Below are 20,045 nucleotides of genomic sequence, written 5' to 3'. Positions count from 1 at the left end.
TGGAAGCTATGAGTCCCCTCCTGCTGTCCGTCGTCCTGGCCCTGGTCTCGGCGGTCGCCTACGCGTCCGCGGCGATCGTGCAGGAGCGGGTCGCGGCCTCCGCCGCCGGGCCGCGGTACGCGCCGCTGCGCAGCCCCGCCTGGTGGGGGTCCGTCCTGCTCAACGGCGTCGGCGCGGCTCTGCACGTCGCGGCCCTCGCGTACGGACCGCTCAGCCTGGTCCAGCCGCTCGGCGCCCTCACCATCGTCTTCGCGCTGCCCATGGCGGCCCTCTTCGTCGGCCGGAGGGCCGGGCAGCGGGCCTGGCGGGGCGCCCTGATGGCCACGGTCGGTCTGGCCGGCCTGCTCAGCCTCACCAGCGGCGCCGAGACGCGGGCCCTGGCCGACGGGGACCGGTGGCTGCTCACGGCCTGCACCGTCGGTGTGGTGGCCGTTCTGTTCACGGCCGCGCACCTGGTGGGCAGGTCCGTGCTGCGCAGTGTGGTCCTGGCCGCCGCGGCGGGTGTCTCCTTCGGTATGGCCTCGGTCTTCACGAAGGCGGTGGCCGACGTGTGGACGACCGGCGCGCCGCTCGCCGAGTGGACCGGTCTGCTCGTGCTCTCGCTCTTCGCGGTGACCGGGCTGCTCCTGTCGCAGGCCTCGTACCGGGGCGCGGGGCTCGCGGCCCCGTTGGCGACCGTCACGGTGGTCAACCCGGTGGTGGCCGCCGCCGTGGGCCTGACCCTGTTCGGCGAGGGGTTCCGCTACGACGCGGCGGGCACCGTCGCCGCGGTGATCTGCGGCGCGGTCGCCGCGGGCGGCCTGGTCCAGCTCACGCTCGACCGGATGACCGTACCGGCCGAGCCGCCCTCGGTGTCCGGTCCGGCCCCCGCTCCGAAGACCGGGTCGGGGCCGGGCCGGGGGCCGTCGGGGTCAGAGGGTGACGCCCCGGGCCCTGAGGTAGGCCAGGGGGTCGATGTCGGAGCCGTACCCGGGACCCGTCCGCACCTCGAAGTGGAGATGCGGTCCCGAGCTGTTGCCGGTCGATCCTGACCGGCCGATGCGCTGGCCCGGCTGGACCCGCTGGCCCTCGCGGACGGTGAGCGCCGAGAGGTGGGCGTACTGGCTGTAGCGGCCGTCGTCGTGGCGGAGCACGATCTGGTAGCCGTACGCGCCGCCCCATCCGGCGGAGACGATCCGTCCGGCGGCCACGGCCTTGACGGAGGTGCCGGTGGGCACGGGGAAGTCGACGCCGGTGTGGTAGCCGCTGGACCAGGAGGAGCCCCGGGTGCCGTAGCGCGTGCCGATGCCGGCGGAGATGGGGGCGGAGTAGCGGTCCTCGGTGGCGGCGGGCGGCCGGGGCTTGGAGGACGGCCGGGAGACGGGCTTCGTCGCGGGCTTGCCGCTGGGCTTGGCGGCGGGTTTCGCGGCGGGCCTGGTGGTCGGCTTCGCGGCGGGCCGCGTGGTGGGCTTCGCGGCGGGTTTCGCGGCGGGGCCTGCTGAGGGCCGGGCCGTCGGCTTCGTCGCAGGCTTCGTCACCGGCTTCGTCGACGGATGGGCCGCGGGCCGGGTCCGGGGGTCCTGCGTGGCGGCCTTCGCGGGGGGCGTCGTGGCCGAGGGGGTCTTCGGGGAGGCGGTGGCCTGCTTCGGCACCGTCCTCACCGGTCCGGCCTCCTTGCCCGCCCCCTTGCCCGCCCCCTTCTCCGCTTCCGTCGTCCGCCCTTCGGTCTTCTTCGGGGCGGCGATGCGCAGCGTCAGGCGCTGACCGGGGTGGATGAGGTCGGGGTCGTCGCCGACGACGGGCCGGTTCGTCTCGTACAGCCGCTTCCAGCCGCCCTGGACCCGCTCGTCGCGGGCGATCTTCGACAGGGAGTCGCCGGGCGTCACCGTGTACATCTCGCGGATGGCGGGTACGGCGGTCGGGCCGATGTTCCTGGCCGGCTGCTCGGGTAAGGCGCGCAGACCCAGGGAGGCCGGCCTGACAGCGTTCCCGCCGCTCGGCGGCTTGGTCGACGTACCGCCGGGGGTGATGTCCGGTGCGTCCCCGCCGCGGGCGAGACCCGCGCGGGGCCCGCAGGAGGGCCAGGCGCCGGGCCCCTGGCCCTTCAGGACGCGTTCGGCGATCGCGATCTGCTGGTCCTTGGAGGCGAGGTCGGCGCGCGGCGCGTAATGCGTCCCGCCGTACCGCTCCCAGGTGGACTGGCTGAACTGGAGTCCGCCGAAGTAGCCGTTGCCGGTGTTGATGCGCCAGGTGGAGGTGGACTCGCAGGCCGCGACCTTCTCCCAGACGTCGAGCGAGGCGGCCTGCACGGCGCCCGCGCCGATGAGCGGCAGCGCCATTCCGGCGCTTCCCGCGGTGACGGTGAACGAGGCACGGTTGATCCGGCTCGGCTGGTGGCGGCGGTGACGTCCGCGTACGGCCATGGGCCCCCCTTGAACACAGCAGCAGCCGTCCAAGTTAGGGGTGGCGCACGCTCCGTGACAAGGGATACGCGGAAAGCTCAGGAGCCTTTCGTCACATGCGTGTTGACGCCGTCCGCAGTCCGGCGGGTCCGGGCTGGGGCTGAGGCTCCGGTTCCGGTACGGGTCCACCCGGCTCCGGTGCCGGAGGCACCGGCACCGGGTTCGGCGGGGGCACGGGCGGCGGGCCCGGAGGCGGAATGGGCGACGGGGGAACGGGGCCGGGGTACGGGGGGCGGGTCATGACGGGCCTCTCTGTCGACGGGTTCGTCCGTCTCCAGGGTGGCCCGGCGGGCCGTGCCACGCGCGCCGGGTCCCTCCCTCCGGGTCAGTGCCCTGCCGTCACGGCCCGCGCGGCGGCCACCGCCGCGGCCGCGGCGGCGAGCCCGGGACGGAGGCTGGCCAGGACGGGCCGCCGGGTGGTCATCCGCCCGACGGCGTCCGCCATGGACGCCTGGGCGAGCACGACGACACCGCCGTCGGTGTCGGGCGCGCGGTCGACGGCGCTCGCCACGGCGTCGAGGTAGCCGTCCCGGTCCCCGGCCTCGAACAGCTCCCAGGCCCCCTCGACCACGACGGTGGTGACGATCGAGGTGTCCGGTCCGGACTCCTCGGCGATGAGGGCGACGGTCGGCTCCAGGGTGGAGCGCAGGGCGGCCACCACGATGATCCGCCGGTGACGGGCGGCCTCGGCGGCCATCGGCCGGTCCACGCGGAGCACCGGTACGCCGAGGGCGCCCGCCTGCCGCTCGGCGACGCCGCCGATCGTGGAGCAGGTGCAGAGCACGGCGTCGGCGCCGTCCGCGACAGCGGCCGCGAGGGCGGCGGCCACCTGCTCGCCGACCGCCTCGGGCCCCGCGTCCCGGGCCCGTACGAGCAGCTCCTCGTCGACGAGGTGGCGCAGGACGAGCCCGGGGTGGTGCCGGTCCCGCAGCTCCTCGAAGACAGGGACGTGGACCGGCGAGGTGTGCAGCAGGGCCAGGGTGCCGGCCATGGTCACCACAGGTCCGGGGTGGCCTTCAGCTGGAGCTTGGCCGCGCGGACCACATCGGACGCCGGGACCGGGGCCTCGTCGGGGTGACGCTCTGCCCACTTGGCGGCGTACGGGCAGAGCGGCACGACGGGCACGCCCTCGCCGGCGGCGATCGCGTAGAACTCGCGCACGAGGGCTCCGGCGATGCCCTTCCCCTCGTGGCCCTCCTCGACGATCGTGTGCACCGCGACGAGCGCGTGCGGCTCGGCGTCGAGGGCGAAGTAGACGACGACCCCGACGAAGGTGTCGTCCTCGAACGCCTCCAGGCGCCCCTTCGCCCGCTCGTCGCGGATCTTCAGCTCGGCCATGCGGCGGCGGCTCCCTCGGCTCGGAATTCAGATCTGTACGGGCACGGCCGCCGGTGCGGGCACGGCGTGCGGCCCGCGCACGGTGTCGCTCCCGGGAACGGGCGCGGACGCGTCGGTCCCCAGCTCCACGATGCGGTTGTCCCCGTCGACGTGCACGACACGCGGCACGAACGCCCGGGCCTCGGCGTCCTCGACCTGCGCGTAGCTGATGAGGATCACAAGATCGCCGGGGTGCACCAGATGCGCGGCGGCGCCATTGATCCCGATGACACCGGAACCGCGCTCGCCCTCGATGACATAGGTCTCGAGGCGGGCGCCGTTGTCGATGTCGACGATGTGCACCAGCTCACCGGGCAGGAGGTCGGCGGCCTCCATCAGCTCGGCGTCGACGGTGACGGAGCCGACGTAGTGCAGATCCGCCTGGGTGACGGTCGCCCGGTGGATCTTGGACTTGAACAGAGTGCGCAGCACTGTGGACTCCTCGAAGACGGCTCCCTGCCTGCTTTCTGCAGGTCAAGGGCGGTCCCGAGTTTACACCGACGCCTCCGTTCGATGTTTGTGAGGAACATCGCCCCCGGTCAGGCGAGACGGCTTCCCGCCTGGGCTTTCGCGCCGTCGCCGACGTCTGTTAAGGCATCCTCCGGGAACGCCCGGCGACTCATGCTGACTAGATGCTGACTTGCCTGATGCTCCATCAGACAGGCGGGAGACCACTCTGCACACACGGACGACGTGCGTCCACGCACCGCTGACCTGTCGGGCACCGACATCGCTCCGGTTCAATGGAACACGGTCCCCTTGGCCATCAGCCGGCCGAGGCTCGACCGCTCCGGAAGTCGGCTCGCTATCTGTCGCCCGTCCGAGGCCTCTCGGCAGCGTGGAACTCGCGAGCGACGGCTTCCCGCCCAGCGGGCCCGCGAGCCGTAGGCGCGGTAGGAAACCGACCCCGGCCGGCGACGCACAGCCCCTTCGGCGCTGAGAGCGGAAGCGCCTATGGGCCCGGCTGCCGACATTGCTGTAAGCGAGCAGGGCTGAGCGCCTGGGACGCGAACGTCTATTCCATGATCCGACAGAACCCATCAGCACGCGGCCGGTCGCGACGCGATAAAACGGAACAGCAGGGTCTCCCCCGGGTGGTCGTCATGGAACCGGACGACAGCCGGCACCCACGCGAGCCGATTCTGGGGGAGAACCACGAACCAGGGCTCGTCGCTCGCCCTGAAGAGCGAGAATCGTCGCATGGTTCGCTCATACTCCCGCACTCCTTCCTCCGACCGCGAGGAGGCAGGGCGCTCGCGCGGTGAAGCAGCCGGGGCCAGGCACACCATCGCGATGCGGGCGGCCGGATACGAGCCGCTGGAGCCCTACCCCGGGAGCGGGAAGCCGTGGCGGTCCCGGCACCTGCCGTGCGGAAACATCGTCTCCCCGCGACCGGCGTATCTCAGCGTTGGACGGGTCGGGTGCACGGAGTGCGCGAAGGAGAGCCGCCGGGCGATCTTTCAGGAGCGCGCCGGCGGGGCCGTGCGGGCCGAGGCGGACATGCGGTCGGTCGGTCTGGAGCCGCTGGAGCCCTACCGCAACAGCCAGACGCCATGGAGCTGCCGATGCACCACGTGCGGGGCCGTCGGCACACCACGACTGTCCTCGGTCCGCAACCTGATCAAGGAGAAGGTCGCGTCGGGCTGCGCCACGTGCAACCGCAGGGCCCGTGGCCGACGGCAACGCGAGGCCAACGCCGAAAGAGCGGAGGCCATGATGCGCGCGGCAGGGTACGAGCCGCTGGAGCCGTACCTGTCCGCCGCCGCATCGTGGAGCTGCCGTCATGCGGCGTGCGGCGAGGTGGTCCGGGTGAAGGCGTCGAGCGTTCGCAGCGGCTACGACCCGTGTCCGGTGTGCCGGGCGGAGGGGTACAAGCAGCGGGCTGCTGCCCGCCGTACCGACCCGGCCGAGGCCACCGCCCTAATGCGGGGGCATGGCTTCGAACCTCTGGAGCCTTATCCCGGTGCTTCGGTGGGCTGGCACTGTCGCTGCACCACGTGCGGGAAGGAGTCGAAGCCCCTGTACTCCGGAGTCAAGGGCCGCGGGTACGGTTGCGGTCATTGCGCGGGAAGTGCACCGCTCGACCCCGCGGCGTGCGCGGCCGAGATGCGGGCGGCCGGGTTCGAGCCGCTGGAGCCTTACCCCGGGAGTGACAAGCGGTGGCTGTGCCGCTGCCCGGCGGGGCACAAAGTGCATCTCCGACTGACCGGTGTCCGAACCGGCAAGGGGTGCCGGATGTGCGCCACCCACGGCATCGACCTGGCCGGGCCGGCGAAGCTCTACGTGATCACCCACCGGAAGTGGAACGCGGTCAAGGTGGGCATCGGCGCCTGCACCGGCTACAACTCCCGTCTCTTGCAGCACGAGCGTCAGGGGTGGGAGCTGTACCGGGCCAGCGACTACACGACAGGCGCCGCCGCCTACGACGTCGAACAGGCCGTACTGGACCGTCTGCGCGGCGCCAAGCTGTGTCCGTTCCTCACCAAGGACGTCATGCCGAACGGATGGAGCGAGACCTGCTCCACCGACCGCGTCACCGCGGACGAGGTGTGGGCCATGGTCGAGGAGGAGACCCGCCGCACACCCGGCACCTACGATCCGAGGTCGGGTGCCCGGCCCCGGGCCGCTGTCCTGATCGACGCCGAGGCCGCCGCCGAGAAGATGCGCGCCCGCGGGTACGAGCCGCTCGTTCCCTACCCGGGCCGCACAAACGCCACCTGGCCCTCCCGGTGCACCACGTGCGGGCACAAGGGCCGGCCCCCCTTCAACGCCGTACTCAACGGGGGTCAGGGCTGCCGCATCTGCCGCACCAGAGCCGCGCAGGCCAAGCGTGCCGCGGCGAACGCACCAAAGGCAGAGGGGGTGATGCGGGCAGCCGGGTTCGAACCGCTGGAGCCCTACCGCACCAGTCAGACCCCCTGGCACTGCCGCTGCACCACATGCAGCCGCGAGAGCACCCCCACCTACTCCAACGTCAGCAACGGAGGAACCCGCTGCCGCTTCTGCTCCGCCAAGTCGTCGAACGCCGAGCGAGCCGCAGCCGAGATGCGAGCAGCCGGGTTCCAACCGCTGGTTCCCTACCCCGGCCGGACCACGGACCCATGGAACTGCCGCTGCTCCTGCGGGAACGAGGTCACGACGCGTCTGTCCTTCGTCCGGTCAGGAACGACGGGGTGCAAGAAGTGCCCCCGGGCCGACGGCCGAACTGATCCGGCAAACGCCGCTGCCGAGGCCCGCCGGGCCGGGTTCGAGCCCCTGGAAACCTACCCCGGCAAGACCACCGACCGGTGGCGCTGCCGTTGTGCGTGCGGGACCGAAGTCACGGTGGCCTTGACCAACATCAGGCGAGGCCGAACCAGGTGCGGGACATGCTCCAAAGACCACACCGACGGATCGGCACGTACCGCAGCACCCCCCTGAGGGCGCCTACTCCCCGCCAGGCATACGAATCACCGGTGTCTGGAGAAACCTGCCGCGCTACAAGAGGACGCGTGTTCACCGCCTTGCTCGCCCAGGCCGACGCCAAAGGCGACCCCGACTGGATCGTCTCGGTCGACTCCACGATCGTCCGGGCTCATCAGCACGCCGCCGGGGCCGTCAAAAGGGGCCCCTACCGGCGAACCGGACGACCATGCCCTTGGCCGGTCCCTCGGTGGACTAACCACCAGGATCCACCTCGCCGCGGACAGCCAATGCCAGCCACTGGCATTCGTCTGAACCCCAGGACAGGCCGGTGGCGCGCCCGCGTTTCCCAAGAGCCGGGGCGGCCGCCCACCGCCTTCGATCGCGACGCCTACGAACAGCGCAACACCGTCGAGCGGTGCACCAACAAGCTCAAGCAGTGGTGCGGCCTCCCCACCCGCTACGACAAGAGCGTCCATGTCGTCCATGGGCAGCGAAGGAACACCGGTCCGCGGGCGGGAGGTTCGGCGATCTGCACGGTCCGCGCCAGCGCGGGCTCGAGGTCGGCGGGCCGCTGCGGCTCGTACGCCCACTTCACGGCGGGCTGCGGCAGCAGGGCAGCCTACGGGTTGGTGAGCAGCGCCTCGGCCGTCATCATGGCCTGCACCTGCTGGCCATGGTGACGGCCATGGGGGTTGATTGGCGCGGGCGTCGAGGATGACGCCCATGGCGTTGCCGGCGCGGGCCCGGTGTGCAGGTTGACGAGCGCAGCACCCCCGGAGGCGAGCGCGAACCCGTCGGCATCCCGACGACGACGTCCTCCTGCAGCCCGAGCACGTACCGGAAGTCCTCGGGGAACTCCTTGAGCATGGGCAGCTCGGTGGACCCGGGATTCCCGAATACGGTGGCGACCGCGCTACTACAGCGCATCCAGGACTGACTCACGAACCGCATGCATGAGGATCCTCCACAGCAGGACAACAACTGTCAGTGATCGACCCACCGCACACCGTGGATCCTCACAAAAGTGGTGCGGTGCCGACCGGAACCTGCTAAAAGACCGTCTGTCTGCCAGGAGGCCCCCGGTCCTAGACGAACCTGCGTCCACCTCATGCCGCGCAGTTCCCTCGCCGGGATGAATGACTCCGGCCCTGGTTCGAGGGAGGCTCGAACCAGGGCCGGAGTATTCGTGTCGGCTTACATCACTGTCGTGACCACGGGTTGATGCCCAGCTCCTTCAGCCGCGCTTCCTCGCTCGTGTGAAGGAACCGCGGGTTCGGCAAGCCGGACAGACGGCCCACTCCGACAGGGCAGCGCTCAAACTCCGAACGAAGCAACCTGACGATGAACTCACTCATGGTGCAGTGGTACACCGACCAGGAGCCATTCCCGCGGGAGAAGACTGCCAGCGGCCACTCCTCGGGATCCGGGCCGTTGGCAATCCAGCCGAGAACGTCCGCTTCGCTGGTTTCGCCCCAGACCAGGACGTCTTCAAGGCGGTATTCATCCGCAGCCGCTGGATCCTCCCACTCGTTCGCCTCCGGGTACTCGAGGATCTGCTGGGGCAGCCTGTCCACCCGCCTCACGAGTGGGTCCGCCGTGCTGACGGGGATGGCGATCCACAGCATTTCCTCGATCGAGCCGTCGCCGAAGTTCGCAACGAATTCCATGTAGTCCTGCGGGAAAGACGTCCCGTATTCCTGCTCGACGGCCTTCCAGTCGACCGCGTCGCCGCCATCACCCACACGGGTCAGCAGGCCGGCCAGCTCCGTGGCGTGGTCAGTCACGCCCACCTCCTCAGTCATTCCATTCATCCATGCCACGGACCGGAACAGGGCCGCCCGGGTTCGACACACGCCCGAGGTTGTGCCACTTCTGGGTCTTCAGTCCGTAGAACTGGTTGGGTATCTCCTCATTGATGTAGATCCCGGGTGATCCGTCGGCATTCCAACCGGACGCCTGCATCTTAAAGGCGTAGGGGACGGTTCGAGGGCCGTCATACAAGGGCACCACCTTGTAGCTGACCACCTGGCCGGACATGACCGCCTTCTTCACCTTGCTCTCGTACGTCAGCATGTTTGGCGTCATCTGAGGTGCACGCTTGTCGATGGTCCAGGCGTTCGCCTGACGACTACAGGTGACCAGGTTCTCCTCTCGCGCATCACCGGTGAGGTCCTTGGCCAGAAGATGGCACGCGTTCACCCAGATCGCACTGGGCTCGTTGCCGAAGTCCGCCATGTAGTCCTTGGCCCACTGATGGCCCGGCGGGTCGAACTTCCGGTCAGTCGAGTTCTCGTCGGTCTTGTTGTTGACGAGGAAATGCTTGTCGAGGCAGGCTTCCACGCCGGTGGGCCGGTTGCCGTTGACGGTGTCGATCCGCCCCCACTCGCGCCAGCCGCTGCCGAACTTCCGGCAGTCCCGGCTCTGGTGTCCCTCCGGAGCCGTGGTCGGGCCCGGGTCGGTGCCCGGGGCGTCGTGCGTGTCCGGGGCCTGGTCAGGGTTGAGGACCGTGGCGGCGCCGCCCGCGAGCATCGCGAGGAGGTTGACGCCGCTGACGACCATGTCGACGGCCTCGGTGGCCGTCCAGATGGCCGTGCTCGGGTTCCAGTCCGGCTTGGGGATGTGCTTCGGCGCCGGCGGCGGGTTCTTGCCGGTGTACGGGTTCTGAGGGATCTTCGGCTTCGGAGGTGCCGTCGGCCGCTTCGGACGGGTCAGCGTGGAGGTGCCGCCACCGCGTCCGCCGCCCGAGTAGTTGTGGCCGCCACTGCCACGGCTACCACTGCTGCTGTCGTTGCTACGGCCATGACTGCCATTGCCGCCGGAGTACACGTAATCGCTGCGTGATCCCCGACCACCGCACTCACTGCGGTACCAGTACTTGTCGCAGTTGGTCCCTCCTCGGTAGCCGCCGCCACCTGAGGACTGATGTTGAGAGCTGTACTCGCCTGCCTTCTTGACGAGACCGAGGTACCGGTCCATCTCGGCGCGCATCTGGGCTGCGGTCGTGGTCGGCTGCGGCGGCGACCACTTGCCCGGCATCCAGGTGCCCATCGAGCCGCTGCCACCGCCCATTTCAACCTTGTGCCCGGTCGGGTCGGTCCCGTTCATGGGGCTCGCGTTGCCGTACGTGTATCGGTTCGCCTGGACCGAGGGGTCCGGGTCGAGCTGCCAGGTGTCACGGCTGGTGAAGCCGCCGGTGCCCGGCTGGTACCAGCGGGCGGCCATGTTGACCTCGCCGGTGGACGAGTCGGTCCAGCCGGACTGGTAGCCGACCGACGGGGTGGAGCCGCTGCTCGCGGTCACCTTGCTGGAGGCGTCGTAGGCGCGGGAGGAGGTGACCGCCGTGCCGTCGGGGGACAGGCTAGCGACCAGGTCCGTGTGGCCGTCGGTGACGGCCAGGCGCGCCGAGCCCGCAGTCCCGGTGGTGGCGCTGGCGAGCAGCGTGCCGCCGGGGGTGCGGCTGTAGGTGGACGTGCCGTCCTTGACCAGGTTGTTGGAACCGCCGTCGTAGCTGAAGGCGGTGCCGTTGTGGGTCATGACCCGGTCGAGCGAGTCGTACGTGAACGTGCTCGTGCCGTTGTTGACCGTCCGCTCGAAGGCGTCCGAGTTGATCGTGCGAGCGGGGCCCGCGGTGTCCGTGATGCCCTTGACCGTGCCGCGTGCGGAGTAGTCGAAGGTCTGGGTGCCCCAGGTCTGGATCCTGTTGCGGGAGTCGTACGTGCCGGCGGCGTCCCCTCTCTTGGTCAGGTTGCCGGCCTTGTCCCACTCGTAGGCGGTGGTGGTGCCTCCGCTGGTTTCGGAGGTCATGCGGCCGGCGAGGTCGTACGCGTACGTCCGCTCGCCCGCCCCGGCCGTACCAGTCGCGGTCTTCTTGACCAGCCGGTTGTCGAGGTCGTACTCGTAGGCCGTGCCCTGGACCCCGGCACCCGTTCCGGTCTTCGTGACACTGTCATCGGCCAGCCGGCCGAGGGCGTCGTACGTGTACGAGCGCTTCGCACCGATGGTGTACGTTCCGCCGGCGGCCGGGCGTGCGTACTCGTCGGCAGTCGGTCGCCCGGCCGCGTCGTAGTCCCTGCGCACCTGCGTGCCGGTGAGCGGGTCGGTCGTCGTGTCGAGACGGCCGCCGACGTCGTAGGTGAAGGCCGTCGTGCCCGCCGCGTCGGTGCGGGTGGTCATCTTGCCGTCCGCGTCGTACGCGTAGGACGAGGTGCCGCCCGGGCCGTCCGTGGTCAGGAGCTGGCCGCGGTCGTTGTAGGTGTAGGTGTTGCCCGCAAGCACTCCGTCGCCGCCGACGCCGGTCAGACGGCCGGCGAGGTCGTAGGAGAGCGAGCGGGGACGGGTGGCCACGGCGGTGCCGGAGCCGGTCTCGGCGGTGAGCCGGTCCAGGTCGTCGTACGTCTTCTGACGCTTGACGTTGCCGGGGAGCAACTCTGTGACGACTCGGGCTGCCGCGTCGTAGACGTTTGTCCACGTGCGGTTGCTCAGGCCCGGGTGGAGGGTCGTGCTCGGTTCGATCGTGGACTCGGGCAGCCCCCACGTGTTGAACGTGTAGTAGGTGGCCTTGCCGCGGCCGTCGGTCAGGCGCGTGCGGTGGCCCGCCGCGTCGTAGCCGAAGGTCGTCGTGATCGAGTCGGTGGCCGTGGCCGTGACGGGTTCGACCTGCTTGGTGAGCCGGCCGAGCGCGTCGTAGGTGTATGTGCTGCGCGCGCCGCCGGCCGCGACGGACGCGGTGACGTTGCCGTCGGCGTCGTACTCGGTGGTGGTCGTGCGCACGGCCGTCGTGCCCGTGCCGTAGTCGGTCACGGAGACCGGGCTGCCCGCGAGGTCGTACGCGGTGACGGTCTTGCGGCCGGTCGCGTCCTTGCTCTCGGTCTGACGGCCAAGGCCGTCGTAGACGGCGCGCGTGACGCCGCCGGCCGGGTCGGTGACCGTCAGGGCCTGGCCGGCCTTGTCGTAGGTCGCGCTGGCGACCCGCCCGCCCGGCGTGGTCGAGGAGACCTGGTTGCCCGCGTCGTCCCAAGTGAAGCGGGAGACGAGGTTCTGGAGGACGGGCTTGCGCTCGACCGTGGTGGCGGTGAGCTTGCGGCCCAGCTCGTCGTAGGTGGACGCGGTGCGTGCTCCTGTCGGGTCCGTCGCGGAGACCGGCAGACCGGTCGCGGTCCAGGTGTAGGTGGAGATGCCGCCGCCGGACAGGGCGGTGGAGGTGCCGTTGAGGGAGGCCGTGCCCGGGGCCGTCAGGCCCTGCGCGCCGGCGACCGCCGGGTCGGTCTTGCTGACCAGGTTGCCCATCTGGTCGTACCCGTAGTACGTGGCACGGCCCAGCGGGTCGGTGGTGGAGGCGACGTTGCCGAGCTTGTCGTACGTCGTGCGCGAGACGGCCGTGATGGCCGCGGTCGCACCCGGCGGGGTGTAGTCGGGCAGCGTGACCGCGACGGTACGGCCCAGCTTGTCGGTCTCCGTCTTGGTCACCAGACCGCGCGTGTCACGCGACTCGGTGGCCTCGCCGAAGGTGTTGTAGCCGACGAGGGACTTGGGGGTGACGGCCGCGGCCGCACCGCCGTTCTCCTCGGCCTGCACCTGCGGAGCCGTCGTCTCGACCAGGCGGCCCAGCTCGTCGAACCGCCCGGTGCTCGTGTTGCCGCGCGGGGTGGTCTGGGTGAGCGGGAGACCCCGCTGGTCGAAGGTCGCCGAGGAGACCCGGGTGGCGGTCCCGTCGGTCACGGTCTGCTTCTTGGGATTGCCCACCGCGTCGTACTCGGTGGTCGAGGTCACCTTCTTGCCGGTGCCGTCGATGGACTGGGTCGACTCGGTGAGCCGGTCCTCGGCGTCGTAGACGTAGGTGGAGACCCGGTTCAACCCGTTGGGGTCGAACACCGAGCGGGTGATGCGGCCCAGGGCGTCGACCGTGTTCACGGTCGTGGCCCCGCCGCTCGCGGTGGCCGAGACCGCGTTCCCCGCACCGTCGTAGACCGTCGATCCGAGGAGGATGTCCTTCTTGGAGCCGTCGGACTGGGTGACCTGCTTCGCCGTCGCCGAGGCCTGGAGGCCGTCGTCGTAGTAGGTGAAGACGGTCGTGGCGCCCATGGCGTCCGTCGTCGAGGCCAGGCGGCCCGCCGGGTCGTAGGCCTTCGAGCCCAGGACCAGGTCGCGGGTCTGGCCGGACGGGTCACCCGTCCAGTTCTTCAGCACCGACTCGGCGACCTGACCGCGCTTGGTGTACGTGGTCGTCACGACGTTGCCCGCGGGGTCCGTCACGCTGACCACGCGGCCGAGGGCGTCGTGGCTGTACGTCGACTCGTTGCCGGCCGCGTCCGTCACGCTGTCGTTCAGGCCACGGATGTTGTAGCGGTAGGTAGTGGTACGGGTGACGTCGCCGCCGGTGGTGTCCTCCGTGGATTCGGTGAGCAGGTGCCCGTCCGCGTCGTACGTGCGGCTGATGCGGGCGGTGTGGGTGACTCCGGTGATCTCGTTCTTCACGCCCGGGCCGGTCTCCGCGATGACGCGGGACATGGCGTTGTAGGCGTAGGTGGTGGTGACACCCGCCGGGTTGGCGTCGGAGACCTGGGTCTCGGTCGTCTTCCGGCCGATGCCGTCGTAGGTGTACGTCGTCACCGCGCCGGAAGGCGCCGTCGTCTTGGCCAGGTCACCGCTCGCGAAGTACGCGTAGGAGACGATCGCACCGCCGGTGGACTTCTTGGTGGCGACCAGGCCCGCCGGGGTGGTCCCGCCGCCCACCGCGGGCTCGGTGCCCGTGGTGTAGGTGGTGGTCGCGGTCCGGCCGTCGACCGAGGTGACCGTGTCGGTCAGGCCGAGCGCGGTGTACGAGGTCGTCGTCCGGTAGCGGTTGTCCGCCGCGCCGGAGGAGCGGCCGTCGCGGATCGCGATCTGCTTGCCGTTGCGCAGGTCCAGCGGGTCAGCGGGGTTGTAGTAGTACTCCGCGAAGGAGGTCCAACAGGAGTTGGCGTCCCGGCAGGTGGTCGTGGAGACGGTGTTGCCGCGCTCGTCGTGGCCGGTGATGGTCGCGTGACCGTTGGGGTCGGTGACCGTGTGCAGGAAGCCGCCGGTGTCGTACGCGTACGTGGTGACACCGCCGTCCGCGTTCGTCGTGGCCGTACGGCGCTGGCCGCGGACCGCGTCGAAGGTGCTGGACGTCTTCGCGCCCGTCGGGTCGGTGACCGTCACCGTCGAGGACAGCGAGGAGCCCGAGGCATAGGCGCGGGCGCCGTAGTGGCGGGCGACCTGGTCACCGGTGAGGGTCCGCGGGTAGACCGCGACCTCGTCGATCTGGCCGGTGAAGTACTGCACGCCGTCGCCAGGGGACGCGGGCCACCACGTGGTGTAGCCGGCGCCGATGTACGCGCGCTGGTTGGTCTCGTGTGTGACCGGCGTGGTGGTGGTCTGGGCGACCTGGGCGCCGTCGAGGTACAGCGTGTGGGTGGATCCCAGTGCCGTCACCACCGCGTGGTGCCACTCGTTGTCCGTGACCGTGTTCGGCGAGGTGTTGGTCGCGGCGACGCCGCGGGTGAAGTACTGGCCGTGCAGCTTGTTGTCCGAGCCGACGTACAGGACCGGCGCGTACGCGACGGCGTCCGGGAGCGGCTTCTCCTGGTCGCTGAAGAGCACGCCCGGCTTGGTGGTCTTGAACCACAGCTCGACCGACAGGTCGGTGTTCGGCAGGTGCCCGCCGGGAAGTTCGGCCCATCCTGCACCCGCGAACTCCGCCGCGGTGCGGTCGCCGGACCCGAACGCGCCGGGCTTGCCCGGCGTCGCCTTGGTGTAGGTGCCGTTGGCACCGACCGCGGCGATCTTGTTCACGACGGTCGTGCCTGCGGACTCGTCCAGCTGCCAGTAGCCGGCCGGGGCGTCCGCCATCACGACGCCCTCGTACTGGGCGCCGTTGCCGGAGACCAGACGGTTGCGGGCCTTGAAGTGGTCCGCCACGGTCTGGGCGTCCAGCTCCTTGGAGTAGAACGCGGCCTCGTCGAGCTGCCCGCTGAAGTAGCGGGTCTCCGCAGACTGCGAGTCCCAGGCCTCACTGGAGTAGCCACCGCCGAGGTAGGCGTGGTTCAGGGTCTCCGGCTTGACCGTGCCGGACTGCGAGCCCAGCTTCACGCCGTCGAGGTACAGCGACTGCCCGGTGGGGCCGCCGGTGAGCACCGTGTGGTGCCACTTGTTGTCGGTGACCTTCACGCCGCCCATGACCGGCCAGCCCGCTGAGGGACCGGTCCAGAAGTGGCCGCGCAGCTTGCCCTCCGCGTCGATGACCAGGCTCGGGTTCCACATCTGCGGAGTGGTACCCAGCTCGGTGTTCTGCAGCGCGAGCAGGACTCCGCTCGGCTTGTCCGTGCGGAACCACATCTCCACGGACAGGGAGGTGGCACCCGCGATCGACTCGCTCGGGACCGACACGGCGCCCTTGCTGCCGTCGAGGGTGATCGCGCCGTCGTCGCCGTCGAGGAACGCGCCGACGCCGTCGAGTGCGACGCCGTCACGGTAGGAGCCGTTGCCGCCGGCGGATATCTCGTCGGCCGCGGCAGCGCCGCTGCTGTCGCCGAAGCGCCAGTAGTTGACGGGCGAGGAGGCCAGCACCGCGTCGCTGTACGCCTGCGAGCCCGCGGAGTACCGCGGCTCGGAGATCTGCCAGACGCCGCCGTTCTCGTCCGTCACCTTCGTCGCGCGACCGGTGTCACCGTCGTACTCGACCTGAGCACTCACCCGGCCGGACGGCAGGGTGGACTTGGTCAGCTTCGACCCGCCCGTACGGGCGTCGAAGCGGGCCTTGATCGCTCCGGCGTCGAGGGCCCGGTGGTAGACCGCGACCTCGTCCATGAGGCCCTTGTAGTAGCGCGTGCCGTACGTGCCGGCGCCGTCCCACGACTGGTCGGTGAAGCCGCCGCCGAGGTAGGTGTACGTCTTGGTGGAGTGGCTGACGGGACCCGCGAGGGTGCCGATGGCCTGACCGTCGAGGTAGAGGGTCTGGCCGGTGCCGGTGCTGGTCAGCGCGGCGTGGTGCCAGGCGTTGTCGGTGACCGTGGCCGTGGAGGTGATCGGGACGAGACCCCCGTTGGCCTTCTCGAAGGCACCGCGCAGCTTGCCCGCCGAGTCGACGGCGAGCACGGGGTTGTAAACGTTGGGGTGCGTCGGACCCAGCGGGTCGTCCTGGAAGCCGACGAGGACCCCGTTCGGAGTGTCCGTCTTGAACCACAGCTCCACCGACAGCACGGTGGAGGGTGTCAAGGTGGATTCCGGCAGCTCCACGTAGGAGGTGGTGCCGTTGAAGGAGACGGCCTTGTTGCCGGTCGCGCCCAGCACGCCTGTGGACCCGAGGGTCACGTCGCGGTAGTGGCCGGCGCTCATGCCGGTGCGGGAGACCGCCTCACTGGCCGCGGACTCGCCCTCGGACTCGTTCAGCCGCCAGTAGCCGACCGGGTTGGCGTCCTGCACCATGCCCCGGTACTGCGAACCTGCCGTGTACTCGTACGTCGAACAGGCGGTGGTCGAATCGGGCGGGCAGACCTTGGTCAGCTGGTCGCCGGTGTACGTGTACGACCACTTGAGCGCCGGAGCGAGCGGGCCGACGGCGTCGGTGGACACCGAGGCGACGTGTGCGCCGCTCCAGGTGAACGTCAGCGCGCGCTTCGACAGGGCGTCGGTGGCCTTGGTCAGCTTGCCGGACGTGTACGTGAGGAGCTGCTCCCGGCCGTGGCCGTCCTTGATCTTGGTCAGGCGGCCCGTCGCGTCGAACGTGTGGATCGTGGCCGCCGCGTCGCGCAGCGTCCAACCGCCACCCGTGACGGCGGTGAGTACACCCACCGAACCGGCCGGGGCGCTGTACGTGCCGTCGCTGTTCTTGCCGAAGCGGACCTGGCTGCCGCTGTCGAGGGTGACGACGACGCTGCCGTCGGGCTCGGCGACGGCCCGCATGTCCCAGCGGGTCGCCCACCCTGTACCGAAGGCGTTGGCGGTGCGCGGGTCCTGCGAGTTGTACGTACGCGTGACCGCGAGCTCGGGGCCCGCGCTCGGTACAGCGGCATCCGTGGCGGCGGTGGCGTAGTTGCCGGCCCGCTCGCCGAACGTCCGGCCGCTGTCGGCGCCGCCCAGGTGGGAGGTGATGACCGGCTGCGGGACCTGCGTGGTCAGGATCGACGGCGCGGTGCGCGCCGACTGGTCCTTGCCGTCGTTCGCGTAGGCGTACCAGGCGTAGGTCTTGGCCCACTTCAGCCAGCCGGCCGGAACCGTCCAGCTCTCGGAGGCTGCGTGCGTGTTGCCGCGGCAGTTCTTCCGGACGTCCTTGCCTTCTACCTCACACACCTCGAACTGGTACGTCAGCGAGCTCGGGGACTTGTCCAGGTCGGTCGCCTTCGCCCAAAGCGTCGGGTTGAGGGTGTCGACGACCGTGCCACCGGGCGGGGCCGCGCCCGTCACGTACGGCGGGGCGTTGACCGCGTCGAAGCGCACGGTCGGGCCGGGGACGCCGTCGTCGACGAAGCTCCGCACGCCGTACTCGTCCATGGTCCACTGGATGGTGTACGTACCGGGTGCCAGCGGAGCGATCTTGGCGTCGACGGTGGCGGAGGCGCCGGGCGCGACGTCGTAGGGCATCGGCGTCCACCGGATCTTGCTCCAGTAGTCACCGCCGACCTTGTTGCCGTTGGCATCGAACAGGTCATAGCGCAGCTTGTAGTTGCTGCTCGCACCCCAGGTCTGCTGCCCCTGGTTGGTGACGGTGACCTTGAAGGCGCCCTCGCTGGTGGCCGTCGGCGGCTGGACGAAGCCGCCCAGGCCGTACGTGGCACCGTACTTCGACCACGTGACGTCAAGACTGGGCTTGCCGCCAGGGTAGTTGTCGGAGCCGAACTTCTTCCAGCTGTAGGAGTCGTTCGTGGCCGCCTTCACGGCCAGGCCGTAGTTGGCCTTGCGGCCGTGCGTCCAGTCGTCGACCAGCTTGCGGCCGGAATCGCCGAGCGGGATCGACTCCCACGCGGCGGCACCGCAGGGCCAGCTCGTCGAGCCGTCCGGGCGCCAGGCGTGCGCGAAGGACTTGGAGCCCAGGGCGCCGCCGGTGGCGGGACCGGGGTAGCTGTTGGTGCTGCTCTCGGACCAGTTCGAGGTGATCTCGTGGACCGTCACCGGCCGTGCGGTGCACGAGTACGAGAAGGTGTTGTAGAGGCTCAGGTTCGCATTGATGACGAATGCGTTCTTGAGGGTGGTGTCCAGGCCGCCGAACTTGAGGAACGAGGCTGCCTTGTGGCTGCCACCGTCGTACGTGCCGGCCTTGAGCTCGGTGGAACTGGAGAAGTTCTGGTTGTACGGCGCCTCGACGAACGTGCCGGAGGCCGCCTCCAGGCCGTTCACAGAGGGGTCGACCTTCACGGGGAAGACCCGCTCGGGATCCGACAGCCACTTCCGGTCCAGCTTCACTACCAGGACCTGGCGGGAGCCCTCGCGCACGATGTCATAGGTGACACCGGAGGAGATGACGCCCTCGTCGGAGTTCGGAGCCTTCTTCGAGTCCTCCATCCAGCCGGCCGGCATCCAGCCCTGCTGACGGCCCGTCCGGTCGTGGAAGACGACGCCGCCGTGCCCGTCGAGCTTCGCCGTCAGACCCTTCAGAGCCAGCGGGAAGCGCCATTCGGTCGGCGCGGCTTTGTCCTTGAGGATCAGCGTCTCCTTGACGGAGTCACTGCCGGCGATCAGTTCCACGTCCGTCGAGCGGCGGACCTCCGGATACGTGATTACGCTGCCGTCGACACGGCCCTGGGAACGGGCCGCGCCCTCGATCGAGTAGGCGATCGCGGTCGTGTCGTCGACACCGAGGCGCACAAAGGTTTCCGCGTCGGCGAACGCGGAGAAGTAGACCTTGTCCTCGGTGGATCGCGCCTGCCAGCCGCTCGTCGAGGCACTCCCGGCCTGCGCGCCCTCGGGCGCTGTGGTGAGCCGGGTGTCAATGGTCTTCCACGTGCCGTCGGCAGCACGGAAGTTGACCTTCTCGTTGAAGAACCGGGTCGTGTACGTGCCGTCCTTGTTCAGGAATGTGCGCCCACGCTCGGTCCGCTTGCCCGTGACCTCGGAACTGGCTTTGGCGTCGAAGCCCGTGGGCACGGCCCGGCGCGGAGCGGGCACCTTGCTGTAGGGAAGGGCCCCGGCCTGCTTGGCCCCATCGCCCAGCCGCAGCCGAGCCGCACCGGTGTCCGGCGCGAGTTCGCCGGGTGCTCGCAGCGCACCGACGTGACCGCCGGCCGCGACCGCGTCGGTGTCGTCGCCGGAGGCGTTGTGCCCGTGGCCGCGAGCCGACCCCCAGCCTTGCTCGGGTCTCTCGCCGGCACTTGGGCCGGATCTGGACTCGCTCCAGTGTTCGGCCGCCAGGGCAGCCTGCTCTGTGCCCGCGAGCACAGTCATGGTGATCGCCAAGGATATGGCGAATGGACGGGTGATACGCACCGTAAGTGTCCCCCAGAGATGATCAATGAGTTCAAGTTCTATCCGGACGCACAGGAGACCCACAAAGTTCGCCCGAAAGCGCGGGGCCGCCTCTGCGACCAGAAGGAGGGATATTCGATGACAGTCAGTCATATACGTGACAGACCAACACTCCGGACGCCCCGGGGAGGTGACCAGAATCACTCAGGGAAGCGTTTGGAGGGACGGATATTCAGCCTCGGCGAGCGGGGGGGATCGGGCCGCGAAAGCGCGCTCCATGCCTGCGGCGGCGGCCCTGCATCAGCCATTCCCGGCAGGACGTGTCACTCCTCCTGCGCGCGCACCAGGTTCAGGTCCTCACCCCACGCGTCCAGCACCGCACGGCGCCCGGCCCGTATCTGGGCA

8 protein-coding genes and 1 pseudogene are annotated in these 20,045 nt (G+C 70.1%); 3 read left to right on the top strand and 6 right to left on the bottom strand.

Annotation, left to right across the window (positions count from 1 at the left end; translation table 11 throughout):
- Positions 1-8: 8 nt before the first annotated feature.
- Positions 9-1,031 (top strand): DMT family transporter, encoded by a 1,023-nt coding sequence (locus ACZ4VK_RS19045; protein WP_468353518.1) that lies wholly within the window; start codon positions 9-11, stop codon positions 1,029-1,031.
- Here the strand turns inward: ACZ4VK_RS19045 and ACZ4VK_RS19040 are convergent.
- The 4 genes from ACZ4VK_RS19040 to panD form a co-directional block, all read right to left on the bottom strand.
- Positions 912-2,402, bottom strand: coding sequence for a transglycosylase family protein (locus tag ACZ4VK_RS19040; protein WP_468353517.1), 1,491 nt, complete (start codon positions 2,400-2,402; stop codon positions 912-914). The genes ACZ4VK_RS19045 and ACZ4VK_RS19040 overlap by 120 nt on opposite strands.
- Positions 2,403-2,766: 364 nt before the next feature.
- Positions 2,767-3,432 (bottom strand): hypothetical protein, encoded by a 666-nt coding sequence (locus tag ACZ4VK_RS19035; protein WP_468353516.1) that lies wholly within the window; start codon positions 3,430-3,432, stop codon positions 2,767-2,769.
- A 2-nt stretch (positions 3,433-3,434) separates the two neighbouring features.
- Positions 3,435-3,779 carry a GNAT family N-acetyltransferase gene (locus tag ACZ4VK_RS19030; RefSeq protein ID WP_468353515.1) on the bottom strand — a complete coding sequence of 115 codons (345 nt, stop codon included), beginning with the start codon at positions 3,777-3,779 and terminating at the stop codon, positions 3,435-3,437.
- 27 nt (positions 3,780-3,806) lie between these two features.
- Positions 3,807-4,250: an aspartate 1-decarboxylase gene (panD, locus tag ACZ4VK_RS19025; protein ID WP_468353514.1), complete on the bottom strand. Its 444-nt coding sequence runs from the start codon at positions 4,248-4,250 to the stop codon at positions 3,807-3,809.
- A 1,803-nt stretch (positions 4,251-6,053) separates the two neighbouring features.
- Here panD and ACZ4VK_RS19020 point away from each other — a divergent pair.
- Both ACZ4VK_RS19020 and ACZ4VK_RS19015 read left to right on the top strand, forming a co-directional pair.
- The gene (locus ACZ4VK_RS19020; protein WP_468353513.1) at positions 6,054-7,238 is read left to right on the top strand and encodes a hypothetical protein; all 1,185 of its coding nucleotides are present in this window, start codon (positions 6,054-6,056) and stop codon (positions 7,236-7,238) included.
- A gap of 216 nt (positions 7,239-7,454) precedes the next feature.
- Positions 7,455-7,693: pseudogene (locus ACZ4VK_RS19015) on the top strand (hypothetical protein); the annotation flags it as partial.
- Positions 7,694-8,422: 729 nt separating this feature from the next.
- Here the strand turns inward: ACZ4VK_RS19015 and ACZ4VK_RS19010 are convergent.
- Complete coding sequence (locus tag ACZ4VK_RS19010; protein WP_468353512.1) at positions 8,423-9,007, bottom strand: SMI1/KNR4 family protein; 585 nt, start codon at positions 9,005-9,007, stop codon at positions 8,423-8,425.
- Between the two features lie 10 nt (positions 9,008-9,017).
- Complete coding sequence (locus tag ACZ4VK_RS19005; protein ID WP_468353511.1) at positions 9,018-19,619, bottom strand: LamG-like jellyroll fold domain-containing protein; 10,602 nt, start codon at positions 19,617-19,619, stop codon at positions 9,018-9,020.
- Positions 19,620-20,045 lie beyond the last annotated feature (426 nt).

Source organism: Streptomyces sp. NPDC028711 (assembly GCF_055565415.1).
The sequence above is the reverse complement of the archived record's forward strand: the minus strand, read 5'-3'. Positions and strand labels throughout refer to the sequence as shown.